Origin of the sequence: Streptomyces sp. NPDC058086 (genome assembly GCF_042885015.1) — a bacterium.
Taxonomy (GTDB): Bacteria; Actinomycetota; Actinomycetes; order Streptomycetales; family Streptomycetaceae; genus Streptomyces.
The window spans coordinates 33,006-51,042 of sequence record NZ_JBHVST010000030.1 but is presented as its reverse complement, the minus strand read 5'-3'; the positions used below and the strand labels follow the sequence as shown (position 1 = coordinate 51,042).

The 18,037-nt window shown below is 70.8% G+C and carries 18 protein-coding genes and 2 pseudogenes; 8 read left to right on the top strand and 12 right to left on the bottom strand.

Annotated features, from left to right (window positions below; genetic code table 11):
• Positions 1 to 32 precede the first annotated feature (32 nt).
• Positions 33 to 137: pseudogene (locus ACFVWD_RS23880) on the bottom strand (ferritin-like domain-containing protein); the annotation flags it as partial.
• 301 nt (positions 138 to 438) lie between these two features.
• Between ACFVWD_RS23880 and ACFVWD_RS23875 the strand changes: the two are divergent.
• On the top strand, positions 439 to 3,468 hold the full coding sequence (locus ACFVWD_RS23875; protein WP_389598798.1) for a SpoIIE family protein phosphatase: 3,030 nt from the start codon (positions 439 to 441) through the stop codon (positions 3,466 to 3,468).
• Positions 3,469 to 3,535: 67 nt separating this feature from the next.
• On the opposite strand, the gene ACFVWD_RS23870 is transcribed toward ACFVWD_RS23875, so the two are convergent.
• Together ACFVWD_RS23870 and ACFVWD_RS23865 are read right to left on the bottom strand one after the other, a co-directional pair.
• Entirely contained in the window at positions 3,536 to 3,955 is a 420-nt protein-coding gene (locus ACFVWD_RS23870) for a roadblock/LC7 domain-containing protein (protein WP_389598796.1), read from the bottom strand.
• On the bottom strand, positions 3,952 to 5,940 hold the full coding sequence (locus tag ACFVWD_RS23865; RefSeq protein WP_389598795.1) for a nitrate- and nitrite sensing domain-containing protein: 1,989 nt from the start codon (positions 5,938 to 5,940) through the stop codon (positions 3,952 to 3,954). Before ACFVWD_RS23865 ends, ACFVWD_RS23870 begins: the two co-directional genes overlap by 4 nt.
• Before the next feature lie 254 nt (positions 5,941 to 6,194).
• On the opposite strand from ACFVWD_RS23865, the pseudogene ACFVWD_RS23860 reads away from it, so the two are divergent.
• Both ACFVWD_RS23860 and ACFVWD_RS23855 read left to right on the top strand, forming a co-directional pair.
• Positions 6,195 to 6,464 (top strand): annotated as a pseudogene (locus ACFVWD_RS23860) (hypothetical protein); the annotation flags it as partial.
• A gap of 59 nt (positions 6,465 to 6,523) precedes the next feature.
• Complete coding sequence (locus ACFVWD_RS23855; protein ID WP_389598793.1) at positions 6,524 to 6,661, top strand: endo-1,4-beta-xylanase; 138 nt, start codon at positions 6,524 to 6,526, stop codon at positions 6,659 to 6,661.
• Here ACFVWD_RS23855 and ACFVWD_RS23850 read toward each other — a convergent pair.
• From ACFVWD_RS23850 to ACFVWD_RS23835, 4 genes are all read right to left on the bottom strand, one after another.
• Entirely contained in the window at positions 6,645 to 7,580 is a 936-nt protein-coding gene (locus ACFVWD_RS23850) for a helix-turn-helix domain-containing protein (RefSeq protein ID WP_389598792.1), read from the bottom strand. The two genes, ACFVWD_RS23855 and ACFVWD_RS23850, sit on opposite strands and share 17 nt — an antisense overlap.
• 196 nt (positions 7,581 to 7,776) lie before the next feature.
• On the bottom strand, positions 7,777 to 8,355 hold the full coding sequence (locus ACFVWD_RS23845; protein WP_389598790.1) for a hypothetical protein: 579 nt from the start codon (positions 8,353 to 8,355) through the stop codon (positions 7,777 to 7,779).
• Positions 8,352 to 10,070: a PHP domain-containing protein gene (locus ACFVWD_RS23840; RefSeq protein WP_389598788.1), complete on the bottom strand. Its 1,719-nt coding sequence runs from the start codon at positions 10,068 to 10,070 to the stop codon at positions 8,352 to 8,354. The genes ACFVWD_RS23845 and ACFVWD_RS23840 overlap by 4 nt, the downstream gene beginning before the upstream one ends.
• Positions 10,071 to 10,204: 134 nt before the next feature.
• The gene (locus ACFVWD_RS23835) at positions 10,205 to 10,642 is read right to left on the bottom strand and encodes an ATP-binding protein (protein ID WP_389598786.1); all 438 of its coding nucleotides are present in this window, start codon (positions 10,640 to 10,642) and stop codon (positions 10,205 to 10,207) included.
• Between the two features lie 114 nt (positions 10,643 to 10,756).
• Between ACFVWD_RS23835 and ACFVWD_RS23830 the strand changes: the two genes are divergently transcribed.
• On the top strand, positions 10,757 to 11,593 hold the full coding sequence (locus ACFVWD_RS23830; RefSeq protein ID WP_389598785.1) for a Scr1 family TA system antitoxin-like transcriptional regulator: 837 nt from the start codon (positions 10,757 to 10,759) through the stop codon (positions 11,591 to 11,593).
• Positions 11,590 to 11,832 carry a DUF397 domain-containing protein gene (locus ACFVWD_RS23825; protein ID WP_389598783.1) on the top strand — a complete coding sequence of 81 codons (243 nt, stop codon included), beginning with the start codon at positions 11,590 to 11,592 and terminating at the stop codon, positions 11,830 to 11,832. Before ACFVWD_RS23830 ends, ACFVWD_RS23825 begins: the two co-directional genes overlap by 4 nt.
• On the opposite strand, the gene ACFVWD_RS23820 is transcribed toward ACFVWD_RS23825, so the two are convergent.
• Both ACFVWD_RS23820 and ACFVWD_RS23815 read right to left on the bottom strand, forming a co-directional pair.
• Positions 11,829 to 12,590, bottom strand: coding sequence for a DeoR/GlpR family DNA-binding transcription regulator (locus ACFVWD_RS23820; protein WP_389598781.1), 762 nt, complete (start codon positions 12,588 to 12,590; stop codon positions 11,829 to 11,831). The genes ACFVWD_RS23825 and ACFVWD_RS23820 overlap by 4 nt on opposite strands.
• 103 nt (positions 12,591 to 12,693) lie before the next feature.
• Positions 12,694 to 13,788: an alanine racemase gene (locus tag ACFVWD_RS23815; RefSeq protein WP_389598780.1), complete on the bottom strand. Its 1,095-nt coding sequence runs from the start codon at positions 13,786 to 13,788 to the stop codon at positions 12,694 to 12,696.
• Positions 13,789 to 13,934: 146 nt separating this feature from the next.
• On the opposite strand from ACFVWD_RS23815, the gene ACFVWD_RS23810 reads away from it, so the two are divergent.
• Positions 13,935 to 14,528 (top strand): TetR/AcrR family transcriptional regulator, encoded by a 594-nt coding sequence (locus ACFVWD_RS23810; RefSeq protein WP_389598778.1) that lies wholly within the window; start codon positions 13,935 to 13,937, stop codon positions 14,526 to 14,528.
• Positions 14,521 to 15,381, top strand: a complete 861-nt coding sequence (locus ACFVWD_RS23805) for an alpha/beta fold hydrolase (protein ID WP_389598776.1) — start codon at positions 14,521 to 14,523, stop codon at positions 15,379 to 15,381. The genes ACFVWD_RS23810 and ACFVWD_RS23805 overlap by 8 nt, the downstream gene beginning before the upstream one ends.
• A gap of 21 nt (positions 15,382 to 15,402) precedes the next feature.
• Here the strand turns inward: ACFVWD_RS23805 and ACFVWD_RS23800 are convergent, their stop codons facing one another.
• Entirely contained in the window at positions 15,403 to 15,912 is a 510-nt protein-coding gene (locus ACFVWD_RS23800) for a CAP domain-containing protein (RefSeq protein WP_389598775.1), read from the bottom strand.
• 640 nt (positions 15,913 to 16,552) lie between these two features.
• On the opposite strand from ACFVWD_RS23800, the gene ACFVWD_RS23795 reads away from it, so the two are divergent.
• A complete protein-coding gene (locus ACFVWD_RS23795; protein ID WP_389598773.1) occupies positions 16,553 to 16,723 on the top strand; it encodes a hypothetical protein in 171 nt (56 codons plus the stop codon).
• Here the strand turns inward: ACFVWD_RS23795 and ACFVWD_RS23790 are convergent.
• Positions 16,720 to 17,511 carry an isocitrate lyase/phosphoenolpyruvate mutase family protein gene (locus ACFVWD_RS23790; RefSeq protein WP_389598771.1) on the bottom strand — a complete coding sequence of 264 codons (792 nt, stop codon included), beginning with the start codon at positions 17,509 to 17,511 and terminating at the stop codon, positions 16,720 to 16,722. The two genes, ACFVWD_RS23795 and ACFVWD_RS23790, sit on opposite strands and share 4 nt — an antisense overlap.
• Positions 17,512 to 17,542: 31 nt before the next feature.
• Positions 17,543 to 18,001 (bottom strand): hypothetical protein, encoded by a 459-nt coding sequence (locus tag ACFVWD_RS23785; RefSeq protein ID WP_389598769.1) that lies wholly within the window; start codon positions 17,999 to 18,001, stop codon positions 17,543 to 17,545.
• Between the last annotated feature and the right edge of the window lie 36 nt (positions 18,002 to 18,037).

Sequence of the window (18,037 nt, the reverse complement as noted above, 5' to 3'; positions counted from 1 at the left end):
CAGCACGGTGTCGGGTCCGGGACCTCGGACGGGACCAGCCGAGCAGGTAGACGGGCGTGGTTTTGTTCCTCGGCGACGAAGAGCCGGACCGCCCGCGCGTAGTCGGCGTCGCCGACCTGGAAGCGCTGGATGCGTGCCGCTCCAGGCCCTGATCGACGCGGCCACTACGGGACACGGCCTTGATCTCTGCTGCCGGGTCTGACGAACTGCCGGTAGCGCCGACGCGCCAAGCCAGCGGACAAGGCCTCAGTGGTGACTAAGGGTGAGCTAACGCCACATACAGTTGATCGGATGCGAGAGGTTCCCCATGGCGATGAAATCGCCTAAGTTATTCCGATTAGTATGAAATGAATGCGTGTAGGTCGCCGTAGGTCCACATCCGATCACATGCGGCCCAGCGGGTACCCGAGCGGTGAGCGGAGGCGACAGTCGGCAGTGGTGAGTACCAGAGGCGGCGAAGCGGACAACACCGGCCCGTTCATACCCCACGTCCCCCATCCGCTGTACCAGCCGCAGGGCCTGCTGACCGAGACCGTACGGCCCTTGGAGCGACACCGCATACGGATGCGGCTGCTCGACTCCGTGGACGAGGACCGGCGCGATGTCGAAGTGCTGCTGACCGCGCTCCAGCAGGCGGTGGCCGAGGTGCAGGGCCTGGGCGGCATGGTGCATCTCCCGGGCGGCGGCATGAGCGGCATCCTCTACCTGGTCGCCAACAGTGGCCTGCCGGAGTCGATGGCCCGGCCCTGGCTGATCATCCCGGTACGGGGCACGGCGCCGCCCAGCAGCGCCGCCCGCAACGACACCATCACCTGGCAGCCCGACCTGGCCCCGCCTGACCCAGTGCCAGGCCGGGACCCCGCCGCCCTGTGGCCTTCCCGACTCCCCGCCGGCATCGGTCACCTGGCCGTCCCCATTCCCGGCGGTGGCCGGCGACGCGGCGCGCTCTCCGTCCTCTTCGCCCCGGGCGCCGAGCCTGACGCGGCGGAGCGCGCGTTTCTGAACGAGGTGGCGGCCTGGATGTCCGGGAGGCTCAAGTCGTCCGGGATCCTCAATCCGTCCCCCACCCTGCTGCGCGCCCTGGAGAACGGGCCAGGACCGCGGGAGGCCGTCCCCCCGTGGGACGTGGAAGGGGTGCCCTCCATCACGTACACCTGGGACCTGCGCACCGGCGAGCTGACCTCCGACCGGTCTGTCGAGGAGGTGCTGGCCGGCATCGATCCGGAGGTGATGAGCGGCGGCATCGAGGCGTGGGCAGAGCTGATCCACCCGGACGACCTGCCAGGGGCGGTAGCCGGCTTCGACACCGGCATCCAGATGCGCGGCGGCTTCCAGAACGAGTACCGGATCCGGCGCCAGGACGGCACATACCTCTGGATCGAGGCCCGTGCCCGGACGATCACGGACGAAGAGGGGACGCCGGTTAAGGTGATCGGCACCCTCCGGGACAGCAGCGAAACGCACGCCGCCGCCGAGTCGGTGGGGCGGGCGCTGCGACACATGAGCGACGGCTTCGTCTCCCTGGACACGGACTGGCGCATCGGATTTCTCAATCAGGCCGCCGAGCGGCTCTTCGGTGCCGCGGGAGATGTGGCCGGAGCCCTGCTCTGGGACATTCCCGCGGTACGTGCCGTGCCGGGGCTGGAGCAACGGTGCCGGGCCACGGCGGCCGAGGGGCGGCCGGCCGGTTTCGACGTACCGGGGCCGGACGGGACGTCCTGGTACCACCTGCGGCTGGTGCCGATGCCGGAAGGCCTCACGCTCTACATCACCGACACCACCGAGCGGCATCTGCGGGAGGTCGAGCGGGCGGCCGCGGAGCGGGCGGCCGGGAAGCGGGCCGCCCTGGTGCAGCGGATTACGCGGGAGCTGGCCGAGGCTGTCACGGCCCAGGACGTGATGGCGGCGGTGGCCGAAGGCGTGATGACACCCCTCGGGGCCACCGGACTCGTCATGCTCGACGTGTTCGGCGACCGGCTGACCGTGGTCGGCTCCCGTGGGTATTCGGAGCGCTTCACCCGACTGCTGGACGGGCACTGGACAGTGAGGGACGCCGCCAACCCGGTGGGGGACGCCCTGCGCACCCGCTCCACCCTCTTCATCTCCTCCCCGGAGGAGTTCCTGAAGCGGTACCCGGAGACCGAGATCCTGGTCCGGGAGAGCGGCAAGCAGGCGTGGGCCGTTCTGCCGCTGACTGCATCAGGGCGCGACATCGGCGCGGCGGTGATCTCCTTCGGCCGACCGCGGGAGCTGGACGATGACGAACGAACGCTGCTGACCGCTCTCAGCGGACTGATCGCACAGGCCCTGGAGCGGGCCGGGCTCTACGACGAGGCGACGACCCGGGCCCGTACGCTCCAGCGCGGCCTGCTGCCGCAGGCATTGCCCAAGCTGCCCGAGGTGACGGCGGCGGCGCGCTACCAGTCGGCCAAGCAGGGAGCCGACGTCGGCGGCGACTGGTACGACGTGATCCCGCTCTCCGCGGCCCGGGTGGCGCTTGTGATCGGAGACGTCATGGGCCACGGCATGGCCGAGGCCGCCACCATGGGCAGGCTCCGCACGGCCGTCCGTACCCTCTCCGAGCTGGAGCTGCCGCCCGACGAAATCCTCGGCCACCTCAACGACATCGTCGGCGAGCTGGGCACCGATGCCTTCGTAACCTGCCTGTACGGCATCTACGACCCGGTGACCCGGCGTCTGTCGTACGCCAGCGCCGGTCAGCCGCCCCCGGCGGTGGCCCACCCCGACGGCACCGTCACCTTCCTGTCCATGACCCCGGACCCGCCACTGGGGGTGGCCGCTCCGCCCTTCGAAACCCTCGAGACCCTCCTGCCCGCCGACAGCCTGCTCGCCCTCTACAGCGACGGCCTGGTCGAGAGCAAGGTCAGGGATGTCACCACCGGCATGAGCCGCCTCGCCGAGCTCCTCTCTCAGTCCGTGAACGCCATGCCGACCTCACCGGCGGACGCGTCCGACCTGGACGCCCTCTGCGCCACCATCACCTCCGCACTCCTTCCCGCCCACAGCGCGCTGATAGACGACGCCGCCCTGCTGCTGGCCCGCACCCACCCGCTGGCCGCGGAGAACGTCGCCGAGTGGTCGTTGCCGGAGGACCCGGTGGCGGCGGGCCAGGCCCGGGAGCTGGTCCGCGCCCAGCTCACCGACTGGGACCTGGCCGATGAGGACCTGATCATGACCACCGAACTCCTGGTCAGCGAGCTGGTCGGGAACGTCATCCGGCACGCCTGCGGCCCCATCCGGCTGCGCATGCTCCGCAGCCGCGCACTGATCTGCGAGGTCTCCGACGCCAGCCTGACCACACCGCACATCCGCCACACCTCCGCCACCGACGAGGGCGGCCGCGGCCTCCAGCTCATCTCCGCACTCTGCCAGCGCTGGGGCACCCGCCACACCCGCACAGGCAAGTCCATCTGGACCGAACAGCCCCTCCCCACCGGCTCAGTTTGATCTTTAGCCGCGTACGTCACCGTTCCCCCGGGCAAGCTCCGACACTCCCGTCACGGGCGCGCCGCACCTATCCCGCGGCCAGTGGAGCGGAGTGGAGTTCGCGTACCAACTGCGGGGTGAGCAGTTCTCCGGCGCGGTCGGCGAGGATGGCCATCTCATAGCCGACCAGGCCGACGTCGCACCCCTCGGCGGCGAGGACGCCGAGGCAGCTGCCATCGCGGATGCGACCCACCATGAGGAAGCCCCCGAGCATTTCGATCATGACGAGCTTCATGCCGCGGAAGCCGTGTGCCGTGGCCGCGTTCTGGGCGAGGCTGGTGATGCCCGAGACGACGGCGGCGAGGTGGTCGGCGCGATCTCGGCCGAGGCTGTCCGAGGCGGCCATGAGCAGGCCGTCGGAGGAGACGGCGACGGCATCGGTGACGCCGTCGGCGGTGCGTACGAACTCCGAGATGAGCCAGCCGAAATTCTGGATGGCAGTGGTCACGATGACGCTCCTTGTGTGCTTCGGGCCTCGGCACGGGCGACACCTGCTCGGAAGCCGTTGAGCAGGGAGGAGACAGCGGGTCTGGCGGGCGGGGGTGAGGCGGAGGGGGCCTCCACGGGGGCGAGCAGGCGCCCGGGGAGGGCAAGGAGTGCGGACAGGCCGCCGCCGGTGGTGTCGAAGAGGTGGACCTGGGCACCCTCACCGAGGCGGTGGGCGAGGCGGCCGACGACGAGGTGGCCGAGGAACCGAGTGGGCGCGGCGAGGAAAGCTTCCTCGCCGGCGTCGGAGAGGCGGGCGCCCGCACGTTCCTTGTCGGCTTCGGACATGCCGATGCCGTGGTCGATGACGGCGAAGCAGTACGTGTCGTCCTCGGTGTCGTGCCAGCCGTGCACCTCGACCGGTTCGGTCGGTGGCGAGAAAGTCAGCCCGTTCTCGATGAGTTCGGCAAGGAGGTGGGCCACATCGGCGACGGCGTGCCCGCGTACCCGCACCGGCTCCACTGTGGCGATCAGGACCCGCCGGTAGTGCTCCACCTCGGCGACGGCGGACTGGACGACTTCCAGGCCGTCGGCGGGTGCTGCCGTGGGCTGCGGCGAATTCTGCCCGACCAGGACCAGAAGGCTTTCGGCGTTGCGCCGCATACGGGTGGCGAGGTGGTCGAGCTCGAAGAGCTCGGCGAGGGCGTCCGGGTCGAGTTCCTGCCGTTCCAGGCGGGTGATGAGGCTGAGCTGACGACGCACGAGGTTCTGGTTGCGGCGGCCGAGATTGGCCAGCGATTCGGTGGTGTTACGGCGCAGGCCGGCCTGCTGGGCAGCCAGGTGGAGGGCGGTGTGTTCCACCTGGTGCAAGGACGCTGCGACCTCGGCGATCTCCGCCGCGCCGCCCAGCAGCCGTGAATCGGGGTTGTCCGGCGCGTCCGCCGGCGGCAGGAGCTCAGCATGGTCCTGCGGGGACTGCTGGATACGGGCGACGGTCGCGGGCAGCCGGTGCCGCGCCACGTCGTGGGCGGCCTCGGCGAGCGCGCCCAGCGGGCGCGTGACGGAACGGGAGGCAAAAGCGGCGAGGCCCGCGACGAGGGCGGCCATGAGTGCTCCCGCGACGAGACAGGCGGCGAGGCCGATCTCGGCGTCGTGGCTGAGCCGGTCGGCCCGGTCCCTCGCATCGTCACCGACCGACTGCTGGACGGCGTACAGATCGTCGACGAGTACGGTCATCGCATCCCACCAGGCGCTGGCGTCGGCGTGCAGCGCGGAGCCGTCGGCGGCGCCTTCCGCCCGGTTCTCATAGGCGGTGGCGCGTTCGGCGTCCTTGGTGCCGAAGGCGTTCTTCAAGGCCGCGCGCTGGGGTGCGGTGGCGATCTGTCGGAATCGGGCGAGGGCGGCGACGCGCGTGGCACGTACCTCGGTGAACGTGAGGTATTCGCGGCCGTGAAAGCCGCCGTCGGCGAACACGCCGTTGAGGAGGCCGCGTTCGAGAGCTACTGACTCCTTGGCCGCGGCCAGTTCCCGTAACGCCGCCATCCCGTTGCGCAGTTCACGGTCGGCGCCAGTCGCGGTTTCCGCTACCGGGTCGACGGTGTTGAGGGCTTCGACGGCGGTGGTGTAGAAGTTCAGGGTCGCGGCCCGGTCTGCGGCGCCCGCGTCGGCGCTGCCCCTGTCGGTAGCGGCCCGGATGTCGGCAAGGCGCCGCAAGTGCCGCTGGATGACATCCTCGACGGCGCTTTCGCGGCGCATTCCGCGCAGCGCCGTGTCAACGCGCTTGCGAGTAGCGGCGAGCGGTGGGCGGAACTCCTTCTCACCTCCCAGCAGACCGTTTGTCAGGCCGCGTTCGCGTTGCAGCTGGTGTACCAGGGCCTGGATTCGCAGGCTGAGGCCAACCTCGGAACGGGTCGTCCGGGCGTCGCCGAAGTCCACGGCACGGCCGTGCACGGCTAGACCGGCCACCGCCAGCAGCAGGCAGATCGGGACCGTGATGACCACCGCCACACGGCCCCTGATGCTGCGCCAGCCAGGCATCGGCCGACGGCCGGGAGGCGTTCGGCCGCTGCGGCGGCGCCCCGAACCGCCCTTGCCTAAACCGCTCTTGCCGATTGCGCCGAACCTGCCTAGCGCCAGCCGTACTGGCGTCCACACCCTCATAGTCACGAAGCTAGTCCGACCGCCATAGCGGCCGGTTTCCGACCTGTTAGGCCGCGTGGGAAATTCAGTTGCGGCACCCTCACACCGGGGGCCGGGAGACTGTGACCCCGGCACGAGTGACGTCAACGGCACCGGACGTCAACGCACTTGCATGCCCGGGCACGGACTGCGCCACCGCGGGACACTGCGGCCGGACCGATCACGGGCGAGCGACGACTACACCGCACACGGCCCGCCGACTGCGCGTGCGGCCTCTTGAAGGAGTCGGACTCACGAGGGGCTGCCGGGGCGGCGCGGTCGAGCCGACCCGAGGCGGCTTCAACCGGGCCGCCGCCGACCGGCTCGTCGCCCACTCGAGCGCTCACAACCAGGGCGTACGAGGGCAGACGCTCGCCTGGTACGCGCAGTTGCCTTCCTGGCTCAAGAACCCGTGTGGGGCGTCAGCGACAAGTACTCATGGATCCCCGGCGCCTTCAGCGGTTACGGCGCGGCCCTCCCGTACGACGGGACCTACGCGCCCAAGCCCGCGTACGCCGGTCTGTCGAACCGTCTCAATCCGAACGCGTGAGCCGCAGTTCTCGCGCGGTCTGCCCGTAGTGGGACTTGAGTGCGCGTGCAAGATGCCGGGGATCGTGGATCCCCCAGCGTGCGGCCACGGCCGCCGTGGTGCGGCTGTCGTGGGCGGGGTCGAGGAGGTCACGGCGGACGCGTTCGAGGCGTTCGCCGCGCAGCCAGGTGGCGAAGGGGACGCCGGTGCGGCGGAAGAGGCGATGCAACTGGCGGGGTGAGATGGCGTGGGCCGCCGCCACCGACTCGACGCACAGGGAGGGGTCGGTGATGTTGGCGATGGCGTAGACGCGGATGCGGTCGACCAGTTCGGTGGCCGTGTCCATCCGGCCGGGCTCGTCCTCGGTGAAGGCGGCGAGCAGCAGGGACACCAGGGCGTCGCCCACATGCGCCTGCGCCGGTCCGGTGAGTTCGTCGAGATGGCGGCCGAGGCCGAGCAGGAACGCGGAGAGCACCGCCTGCGCTCCGGTGTCGGCCGGCAGGCGCCGGGCGGCCTGGCGGGCGACGGTGTCGGCGTGCGGCCCCAGTTCGCCGCGCGCGATGCCGACCGCCATGACGTCGCATCCGTCGCCGACGGCGAGCCGGTACGGCCGGGTCATGTCGAAGACCACGAAGTCGCCACCGTGCGCCCAGGACTGGCGCCCGCCCTGGTCCGCTGCGGCGGGCCCCGGTGACCGGTGCAGCGTGAGCTTCAGCAGCTCGGGATCGGTGGAAGTGATCGCCCGGGACGTCCGCGCGACCCGGTGCCCGGAGCCCCGGATCCGCGCCACGGCCGCGCGCCCCACTACCGCAGCGTCGATGTCGGCCCGGAACGCGTCCGCGTCCGGCGCCGTCACTGCCAGCGGGGCGAGGATCGTGGAGGCGGCGGTCTGTAACTCGTCGATGGATGCGTGATGGACGTGTAAGGCGCCCTCGTTCATGGAGCAACTCCCATGTCGGTGAATCGAGTGACGTACGACATGAGTTTGCCGGTTCCTGGCGCGAACAGGCGACGGTCCGGTCGCGATGTGGAGACTCGTGACGCCGCGAACTCCGTAGCGTGGTGGCAGGGGGAGCAACGTCGGCTGGAACCGTCACCACAGTTCCAGCCGACTGCCCTCGATCGTCCTCGTCGGGTCAGTGGTCCGCGCAGCACGGTGTCGGGTCCGGGACCTCGAACGGGACCAGTGTGCCGCCCGCGGCCGGCATCGCGGCCAGGACCAGTCGCCCTGCGCGCCACTCCGGTCGTACGTGATCGCGGGTGACGATCCGCTGGTCCGGGTCGGGACCGTCGGGTGCGCCGAGGACGACGATCCGCTCGACCGCGGAGACAGCCAGCAGCCGGGCGACGGTCACCGTCCCGGTCAGGGCATCGGCCCCGGCGTACCGGACGGCACGGCCCCCGATGCGCGCGAGGTGCTCCGCGGCGGCGTGCGCGGCACCGGCGGCCAGCTCGTCCGGACCGTGCCGCTCGGCGCCCAGAGCGGCACCGAACTCCCGTTCCCCGAGCGCCCGCCAGGCCGCGCGGGCCACCCGCTCCGAGGGCGTGGAGAAGGACAGTGCGGTGTGCCGCCGCCCCTCCCGCACATGGTGCGTGCAGCCCATCACCCCGTCGTCCAGGCCGAGTTCGGCGGCGAGGTCGAGGAGGAGACGGTCGGCCGCCCGCAGGGTTCCGGACAGACCGGTGTCCACCCCGACGACGTACCGTTCGGTCACGACGGCAGGACCCACACCGGGTTGGAGTAGAACCACAGGTCCTTCCACGGGTCCGCGTCGCCGACGACGTCCACGGCCGGGCCCGCCGGGTCGACCGCCGCGCCCATCAGACCGGTGGCGGAACGGTTGCCGTCGGTACCGCGCAGCCGGACGTACACCGGGCGGTCGACCGCGCCGAGGGAGTACGAGAGACGCACCACGCCCGTGGACTTGTTCACCTCGTACGACTGGACGACCTTCGCGGTCGGCGCGGTGAAGGTGTCCTGGTCCGCGACGGCGCCCGTGACATCGCCCTGGATGACGTCCACGCGGGCCAACTTCGGTACGAAACCCGCCCAGTTGGGGCCGTCGGCGAGCGCGATGTCGACCGTCAGCGTGACCTTCTGCCCCTTCTTGACGTGCAGCGCGCCGCCGAGGGTCGCCCAGCGGCCGCCGCCCGCCACCCGCGCGTCGAGGCCGCTGATGAGCTGCCCGTGGTCGACCCACACGCGCCCGGCGCGGATGCCGTCCATGACGGCGGCGTACGAGAAGCCGTCGGCGCCGACATGGGTACGGCTGTACTGGCCGGGCCAGTAGTCACCCTGGGTGAGGTCGATCTTGCCGCCGTAGACCGGGTCGGTGTGCCTGCCGTTGGCGGTGAAGTCGCTGTCCGGGCCGCCGCGGACGGCGGTGTCCGTGTACACCTGGTGGGAGTCGGAGTTGGCGGTGATCCACCAGGGCTTGCCCTCGGCGAGGAGGCTGTCCCACAGGCCGCCGACCGTGGCGGTCATCCAGTCGAAGCCGCCCCAGGTGCGGTAGCTCTCCAGCGGGTAGCCGGCGAACGAGTTCGCGCTCGGGCTGTTGTCGTACAGACCGCGCCCGCTGCCCATGCCGTACGCCTTCTGGATGCCACCCGCCTGGTGGCCCGGGGCGCCCTCCATACCGACCGCGATCTGGTGGGACGCGGGGGTCGCGTCGCGCCAGGCGCGGATCTCGTGCGGGGAGTCGATGCCCTTGCGCGCGGGGTGGTTGGCCAGCATCAGGATGTCCTTGACGCGACGCCGCTGGACCTGCTCGGAAAGGAAATTGAGGCCCGCGACGGCGAGCGCCTCGTTGGCGGGGGTCGAGTCACTGGCCGACTTCACGCTTCCGTCGTACGAGGTCTCGAACTCCTTGAGGACCGCGACCTCGTTCCGGCCGGGGTGAACGAACACGGTGCCGTGCTCGGCGCCGGGTATGTTCCACTCCAGCCCCTGGAAGACGAGCGTGTCCTCGTACTTCTCCCGGGCCTCCTTGATGTCCGGGTTGACCTTGTCGACACCGATCTTGGCGTGCGTCTCGCTGCCGTGGTCGGTGATGACCATCCAGTCCAGACCGTGCCGGGCGCCCTGCCGGACCTGGTCACCGACGCGGTACTTGCCGTCGCTGCTGTACTGGGTGTGGATGTGGTGGTCACCGGACAGCCAGAGGAACCCGTTCCGTCTGCGACCGCTCGTGGCGCTGGAGGCGTACGCCGGTGCCGCCGCCCCCTGCGCGAGGACGCCACTGGCGGCCAGTCCCGCGCCGAGCAGCCCCGCGCGGCGCAGCAGCGAGCGGCGCGACTGCTGCTCGGGGGTCAGGGCCTCGTCGGGCACGGAGGGGTCGAACGCGGCGGGAAGCGACTCACTCTCGTGGTCGTGACCGTGACCGTGGCTGTGGTTGTGCTGGTGACCGTGGTGGTGATGCCCGTGCCCCATGCTTGCCTCCTGAGTCGTGCGCCGCGAGTGCGAGAGCGCGCCACGAGGAGATTCGGTGCGGAACGTGAACGGCGGACGGCGGGGGCGTGATCGGCGGGCGATGGGGGTGAGTCGACTCACCCCTCCCGCCTCAACTACCCGTCCAGGCCCACCCGTAGCTCGGCCCACACCACCTTGTGGGCCATCCCGATCCGGGGCTCCACACCCCACCGTTCGGCCAGCGCCGCGACGAGCACCAGCCCGCACCCGCCTTCGCCGTCCGGCTCCCGCAGCACCGGCAGCCGCTCGGTCCGCCCGTCGGCGACCTCCACGCGGACGACGCCGTCGCGCAGCACCAGCCGTACGCGGAAGCTGCGCCCGCGCACGTTCCCGTGCCGTACGGCGTTCGCGGCCAGTTCGGCCACGACCAGGCTCACGTCTTCGCTGGCCTCACTGTCGTACGCGAACCCCCACACGTCCATCCGGTTCGCGACCAGCCGCCGCGCGAGCCGGGCGCCTCGCGGCGTGCCGCTGAAGAGTTGCGTGAACGTACGTACGGTGACCGGTTCTTGGGCCCGGGTGTCTCCTTGCATGGCCCAACAGTCCCGGGTGTCACGGGCGTCGACCAGCGACGCCACTCGTACGCCGGGTTCTGTAGGGGTTCACGCTATGGACAGTACGAGTCACTTTCCGTGACCATACCCGGCATGACCAACAGCACCACGAACGAGCCCGAACCGTCGGACAGTCTGAAGACGTTCGGCCTGGTCCACAAGGCCTGCCGCAAGCGGGCGGGGCTGACGCAGGAGGAGTTCGCTCCCCTGGTGGGGTACCAGCCGTCCACGGTGGCGTCGATCGAACAGGGGAGACGACTGCCGCCGCGGGCGTATGTGGAGCGGGCGGAGGAGATGTTGGATGCGTTCGGTGTACTGAGGGCGGCGGCGAAGTATGCGACGCGGCAGCCGGGTTTGGCGTCCTGGTTCCGTAAGTGGGCGGACCTGGAGGAGCAAGCGGTCACTCTGCACACGTACGAATGCCGCGTCGTCCCGGGCCTGTTGCAGACCGATGCGTACGCCCGGGCGGTGATCTGGAGCGTGCCGCCGCTGCCCACCGAGGAACAGGTCGAGCAACGTGTGGCCGCGCGGCTGGCCCGTCAGGAGTTACTCAGCGCGCAAAGCGAGTCCCCGACTGCGTTCAGCTTCATCATCGAGCAGGCTGTGCTGGATCGCCGCACTGGCGGGGACGACGTCACGCGGGAGCTGATTGACCACCTGCTGGAGGTGAACAACCGTCACTGGAACGTCGAGTTGCAGCTGATGCCCCGCCAGCAGACTACGCACGCGGGCCTCGACGGCCCTGTACAGCTGCTGGAGACGCCGGAGAACGAGTGGTTCGCTTACTCGGAAGGCCAGCAGACCGGGGTTCTCATCTCCGACCGGAAAGACATCAGCTTGATCCAGCAGCGGTATGCCAAGATGCGCTCACAGGCTCTCACCCCCGAAGATACAGCGAGCCTGCTCCGGGAGATGCGAGGAGCGCTATGAGCACCATCGAACTGGCCTGGTTCAAGAGCACGTACAGCGGCAGCGAGGGTGACGACTGCGTCGAAGTGGCCCTCTCCTGGCGCAAGTCGACCTACAGCAGCGGCAGCCAGGGCGACTGCGTCGAAGTCGCCACCTGCCCCACCACCATCCACATCCGCGACTCCAAGCACACCCCCGGCCCTCAACTCGCCCTCTCCCCCACCACTTGGACCGAGTTCGTGGAGTTCGCCGCGCGCTAGCCGTTGGCCAAGTCGGGAGCCACCCGCGTCACCCGCACGCCCGATTCCTCCAGCGCAGTGCAGGTCGCAGAGTCCGCCGATGCGTTGGTCACGACCATGTCCAGATCCTCGGGGCCGCAGATCTTTACCATTCCGGTCCCGGGAAACTTGGATTCGTCGGCGAGGAGTACCACCTTGTCACCGGCGGCGATCATGGCGCGCCTGGCCGGCACCTCGGCCACCGTGGTGTCCATGACCTGGCCGCCGGGGCGGACACCGCAGGCGCCCATGAAGAGCCAGTCGGCGTGCACTTGGCGTAGGTTGTCCTCGGCCATGAAGCCGTCCAGCGAGCGCGACTCCCGTATGACCATGCCGCCGAGCAGCATCAGTTGAACGCTCTCGTCCTCAGCGAGCTCCTCGTACACCACGAGATTGTTGGTGATCACGGTGAGTCGACGCCCGTGCAGTCGGCGCGCCAGCCGGTGGACGGTGGTATCGGAGTCGAGGATGATCGACTGGCCGTCCTCGATCATCGTGGCGGCCTGGGCTGCTATCGCGTCCTTCTCCAGCACCCGGGCCTCGGCGAAGGGCGATGGGGCCTCCCCGACAACCGCGCCCCCATGAACACGGGTGAGCAGCCCGTACTCCTCCAACCGGAGAAGATCCCGGCGGACGGTCGCCGCGCTGACGCTCAGCTGATCGGAGAGGTCGGCCACGGTGGCGGTGCCGCCGGAACGCAGGGCCCGCAGAATGAGTTGGTGTCGCTGTTCAGCCAGCACGCCACTGAACACTACACGTCACTGCCAGACACAACTCGCCTACTTTCAGCGCACATTGGGCCGTAGTCGCGCAGAAGTGACGGCCGTAAACCGCGCGGGAGCCTCAGGTGTTGGCTCCGCGTGCCGCCACCCGCCAGCGGTCCAGTTCCACGCCCTGGCGGGCGATCACCAGCTCGTCCGCGAGGTTCACGGGCTGGCAGACGTGGTTGGGGACGACGGCGAGTACCGCGCCGAGTCGGGGGGCGGGTACGCCTTCCGGGAGGTGGACCACCGCGTGGTGCTCCCAGAGGGCGGTGATCGTGGCCTCGGGGTACTGCGGTAGGTAGCCGTGGCCGGTCACCCACGCGGAGCGGTCCGCGCCGAGGACCTTGCTGCCCGCGTCCAGCACGAAGCGGTCCGGGGCGGGGACGCTGATGACCGTCGAGGCGGCCGAGAGGGCCAGGTCGTCGACACCGCAGCAGCCCATGGCCAGTTGCTGGGCGTCGTTGAAGACGTAGACGCCGGGACGGAGTTCGTCGACCGGGCCGGGGCGCCAGCGGCCCGCCGTCGGGGTCGAGCCGCCGCTCAACACCCGGGGTTCCAGGCCCAGTTCGCGCAGAACCTCCGCCGCCTCGGACAGGGCCCGTTCCTCGTCGCGGGCCGCCCGCTCCCGGGCCTCGGGGTCATGGCCGTATCCGTGTCCGGGGAAGGTGAACGCGCCGAGCACGCCCAGCCCGGCGTCCGACGCGGCGCGGGCCACCCGACCCGCGTCCGCGGCCGGCACCCCGGTCCGCGCCGTCCCGCAGTCCACCTCGACCAGCACCTCCACCGGGCGGTCGCTCCCGCGCACCGCGTCCCCGAGCCGCCGCGCCGCCTCCATCGAGTCGACGCCGACCCGCAGGGCGACCACGTCGGCCAGTCGGCGCAGGCGCCGCGCCCTGCTCTCGTCCGGCCAGAGCGGATAGGCGATGAACAGGTCGTCCACGCCCGCCGCCGCGAACGCCTCCGCCTCGCTCAGGGTCGCCACCGACAGCCCGCGCGCACCCGCCCTGAGCTGTCGCCCCGCGATCTCCGCGCACTTGCGGCTCTTGGCGTGCGGCCGGAGAGCGAAGCCGCCGGTCCTGGCGGCCTCGGCCATGCGGGCGATGTTCCGGTCCAGTACGTCGGCATCCACGACCAGCGCGGGCGTGACGAGCCCTTCGGGCAGTTGCTCAAGCATCACAACATCCTCCCCACTTCGCCACAGCCTCTCACTCCCCACGTGCCTGTGTACACTAGGTTCCTGCCTAGGAGTCCTAGGCAGGGAATCAGACAAGGCAGTCGGACAAGGCAGCCAGACAAGCCAGTACTCCAGAGGTGGTCCCCATGGCCCGTGCCGGGCTCACGGCCGACCGTGTCGTCGAGGCCGCGGCCGATCTCGCCGACGAGGTCGGGTTCGAGAACGTCACCCTGTCCGCGTTGGCGCGCCGGTTCGGGGTGAAGGACGCGAGCCTGTACTCGCACGTCAAGAACCTGCACGATCTGCGGACGCGGGTCGCCCTGCTGGCCTCGGGCGAGATGATCGACGGGATCGCGATCGCGGTCGCCGGGCGGGCCGGCAAGGACGCGCTCGTCGCCTTCGCGGGCGCGTACCGGACGTACGCGCTCGCACACCCCGGCCGCTACGCCGCCACGCACACATCGATCGACCCCGTCGTCGGCGCCGCGTCCGACGCGTTCCGGCGTACCGCCGAGATCACCTACGGCATGCTCCACGCGTACGGCCTGTCCGAGCCCGACCTCACCGACGCCGTACGGCTGCTCCGCAGCACCTTCCACGGCTTCTGCGCCTTGGAGGCGATCGGCGGCTTTCACGCCGCCAGGGACGTACAGACCTCGTGGGAGCGGGCCCTCGACGGCCTGCACACGGCCCTGGAGCACTGGCCACGGAGCGAGCGGAAGGAAGAGGATCATGCTTGACAGGCACTACGACGGGCACTACGACAGGCACCACGACGGGCACTACGACGTGCGGGGCAGCGGGCCCCTGCTGCTGGTCATTCCCGGCGGGGCCGGTCACCCCATGGGCCTTGAGGGCGCCGTCGCACGCCTTTCCGAGCGGTTCACCGTGGTGACGTACGACCCGCTCGGGCTGTCCCGCGGCCCGCTCGACGGGCCGGTCGGGGACCAGCGGGTGGAGGCGTGGAGCGACCGCGCCCACCGGCTGCTCGACTCCCTCCTCCCGGACGGCGAGTCCGCCTGCGTCTTCGGGAGCAGCTCCGGTGGGATCGTCGCCCTCGACCTGCTGGCCCGGTACCCGGAGCGGCTGCGGCGCGTGGTCGCGCACGAGCCGCCGAGCATCGGAGTGCTGCCGGACGCTGCCCGGCAGCACGCGATGATCACGGAGGTGCACGAGATCCACCGTACGGAGGGGGTGGCGGCGGCGATGGCTCGGCTCAGCGCCGGTCTGGAGGGCCGGAGTTGGGAGCCCGGTCCACGCCCCGCGTCTACTGCCGCCGACGGCGGCGAGAACGCGCGGAGCGAGCAGAACATGCCGGACTCCCGAGAGGCGCAGAACGCGCCCATGGACATCTTCCTCGGCCACGTCCTGCGCCCCTTCACCTCCCACGCCCTGGATCTGGACGCTCTGAAGGGTCTGTCCTCCCGGCTCACGCTCGGTGCCGGAAGCGACTCCCGGGGCCAACTCCCCTTCCGCACGGCCTCGTTGCTCGCCGAACTCAGCGGCAGCGACTTCGTCGAGTTCCCCGGGGGTCACCTCGGCGTCCTCCAGCACCCGGTCGCCTTCGCGGACCGGCTGGCCGAGACGCTCTGAGTCGCCCGGCAGAGGGAGGGATCAACCAGGCGCCGCGAAGAGCTGCACTGTGTACGTTCCGCTGACGGCAACGCCGGTGTCCGTGAACGAGCAGTTGAGGATGTTGCCCTTGTGGCCCCTTGTGCTGCTCATCCAGCCGTCGACGACCTGCTTGGCGCTGGTGTCTCCCCAGGACATGTTCTCCGCTGACGGCCCCGCGTTGTAGCCGGCTTCCTTGATGCGCGTTTGGGGCGTGGAGCCGTCGGAGCCTGTGTGCGTGGTGATGTTGTTCTTCGAGGCGTCGTCCGCGAAGACCTTGGCGGCGTGGGTCAGCTGCGCGTTCTCGTGGAGCGCGGGGCAGTTGACCTTGGCGCGTTCGGCGTTGACGAGTTGCAGGACCTCGCCGGGCGAGGTCTGCAGGGCGCGCGGCACGGATGCGGGCACGGTGGCCGTCGCCGCGGCGCCTGCGGCGGCCGCTCCGGTGAGCACCAGCAGAGGGGCCGCGCACGCGGCAACGCAGACACGGCGTATTCGATTGCTCTTGGTTCGCACGGGATTCCCTTTCGTCAGGGGCGGTCGGCAGCTCCCCGACATCGCGTGCGACGCGACGCGAGGAACGTGACGGCACCCTCCCCGCCCTTGGCCGTCACCAGCCCGCGGCCTCTTTCGCCGCTCGGGTGAGGGGCATGACAACGCCTCCTCGTACAAATCCACCGTAAGCCCGACCACGCGCGCTCACGACTCGGGCGGCCCGCGGGCGGCGTCCCGGGACGAACACGCCATCGGAGCTGGTCTGTTGAGAAATCGCGTCATCATCGGTGTCCGTGCCCGCATCGACGTCTCCGTCCGCCCCGGAGTCCGCGTCCGCACCGACCTCCGAGGCTCCCGCCGACCCGCTCGGAGCGGCCCGGCTGAAGTCCGCCGCACTGTCGGGCACCGAGGTGGACGGCTGCCGGATCACCGCGTTCCCCGCGAAGCCCGACGGGGGCGCCACCGCCCGGCCCGCCGTCTGCCGGCCGCTGGAGAACATGCGCACCGCCGCCCCCGCCCCGACCCCCAAGGCGTTCACGGGCCTCCTCGCCTACGCCGGCTCCGGGCCAGCCGCCGACTCCGCCACCATCATCGGGCTCAGGGCCCATGACCGGTCCGGCGCCGAAGGCATCCTCGACGGCCTCCGCACCGCCCTCAAGAAGTGCACCGCCTACGAGGGCGGCCCGCCCGCACCACCGCCAAGACCGCCGTCGTGGTCGTGCGCAGCGGCGCCACGGTCGTCCTGTTCCACACCGCGAGCGGCACCGGTTCCTCGGCCGACGTGCCGGAGGCGCTGGTCTCCGCGCAGGTCAAGAAGGTGAAGCAGGCCTAGGAGGTGCCGCGGTGGTCCTTCCCCGTGGAACCCTGCGTGCTGAGTGCCTGCACCTCGTCGTACGTCGGCGCGGTGCCCCGCGGCAGGCGGCCGGACCGGATGTCCGCCATCGCGTCCAGCGCCGCGCCCAGGGCCCGCCGGTACAGGTACGAACCCAGGCTGATCCTGCGTACGCCGAGGTCGGCGAGGTGGGAGACGGGCGGGCCCGCGGGTGAGTAGAGGATGTTCAGCGGTACGTCGAGGGTCTTGAGCAGGGCGGTGACGCGGGACGGGTCGGTCAGTCCGGGGACGAACACGCCGTCGGCGCCCGCCTGTTGGTAGGCGTCGAGACGGCGGACGGTCTCCCGCTCGTCCGCGCCGTCGCCGAGCCAGTGGGTGTCGGTACGGGCGTTGACGAAGAGGTCCGGTACGGCTGCCTTGACCGCCACGATCTTCGCCGCGTGCAGGCCGGCCGGGCCGAGGCCGTCTTCCAGATTGATGCCGACGGCTCCGGCGGCGGCCAGTTCGCGCGCCAACTCGGCGACCTCGGACGGGTCTTGGCTGTATCCGTCCTCGGCATCGACGGACAGCAGGTAGGGGGCGCCCCCGAGCTGCCGGGCGAGCCGCACGGTCAGGTCCCGGGTCGCCGCGGCCCCGTCCGGCAGTCCGGCCGCCGCGGCGGCACCGAGGCTCGTCGTGCCGATCGCCGCGAAGCCCTGAGCGGCAAGGAGCGCGGCCGAGGCGTGGTCCCAGGCGTTGGGCAGGAGGAGGGGCGCGTCGGAGTGGTGGAGCGCGGCGAAGGGAGTCATGTCGGCCTTCCGGTGCGGGAGCGGCGGGCGATCACGTCAGCTTGCCGACAGCATCGGCGTAGTACGTCGATCCCCCGAGGTGTTCGGCCAGTTGACGGAAGCTCCACCCCTCTCCCGGGGAGTCGTCGAGCTGGTCCTCGGTCAGCGTGTCGAGCCGGTTCGCCCAGATACGGGCGAGGCGGGTCAGGCGACTGCGCGCCTCGTCCAGGTCCTCGCGGGTGAAGGACGCGAGGTCCGCCTCCGTCGTGCTCGCCGACGCGTGCCAGTGGTCGGGCAGTGGCTCCTCCCCCACGAGCCGGGCCTCCAGCTCGGCCAAGTGGTCCAGGAGATGGTCGGCGACACGGCGGATCGCCTTGTGCGGGGTGTAGACACGATCGTCGACATGGGTGGGCCTGCCGTCCCAGGCGGTCCAGGTCGCCGCCAGACCGAGGACGTGGTCCACCATGGCGACGACGCCTTCGGCCGGGTTCCGGGGTGAGGAGTTGTCCATACCGCGAACGCTAGACGCGCGATCCTTCGGCGCCCG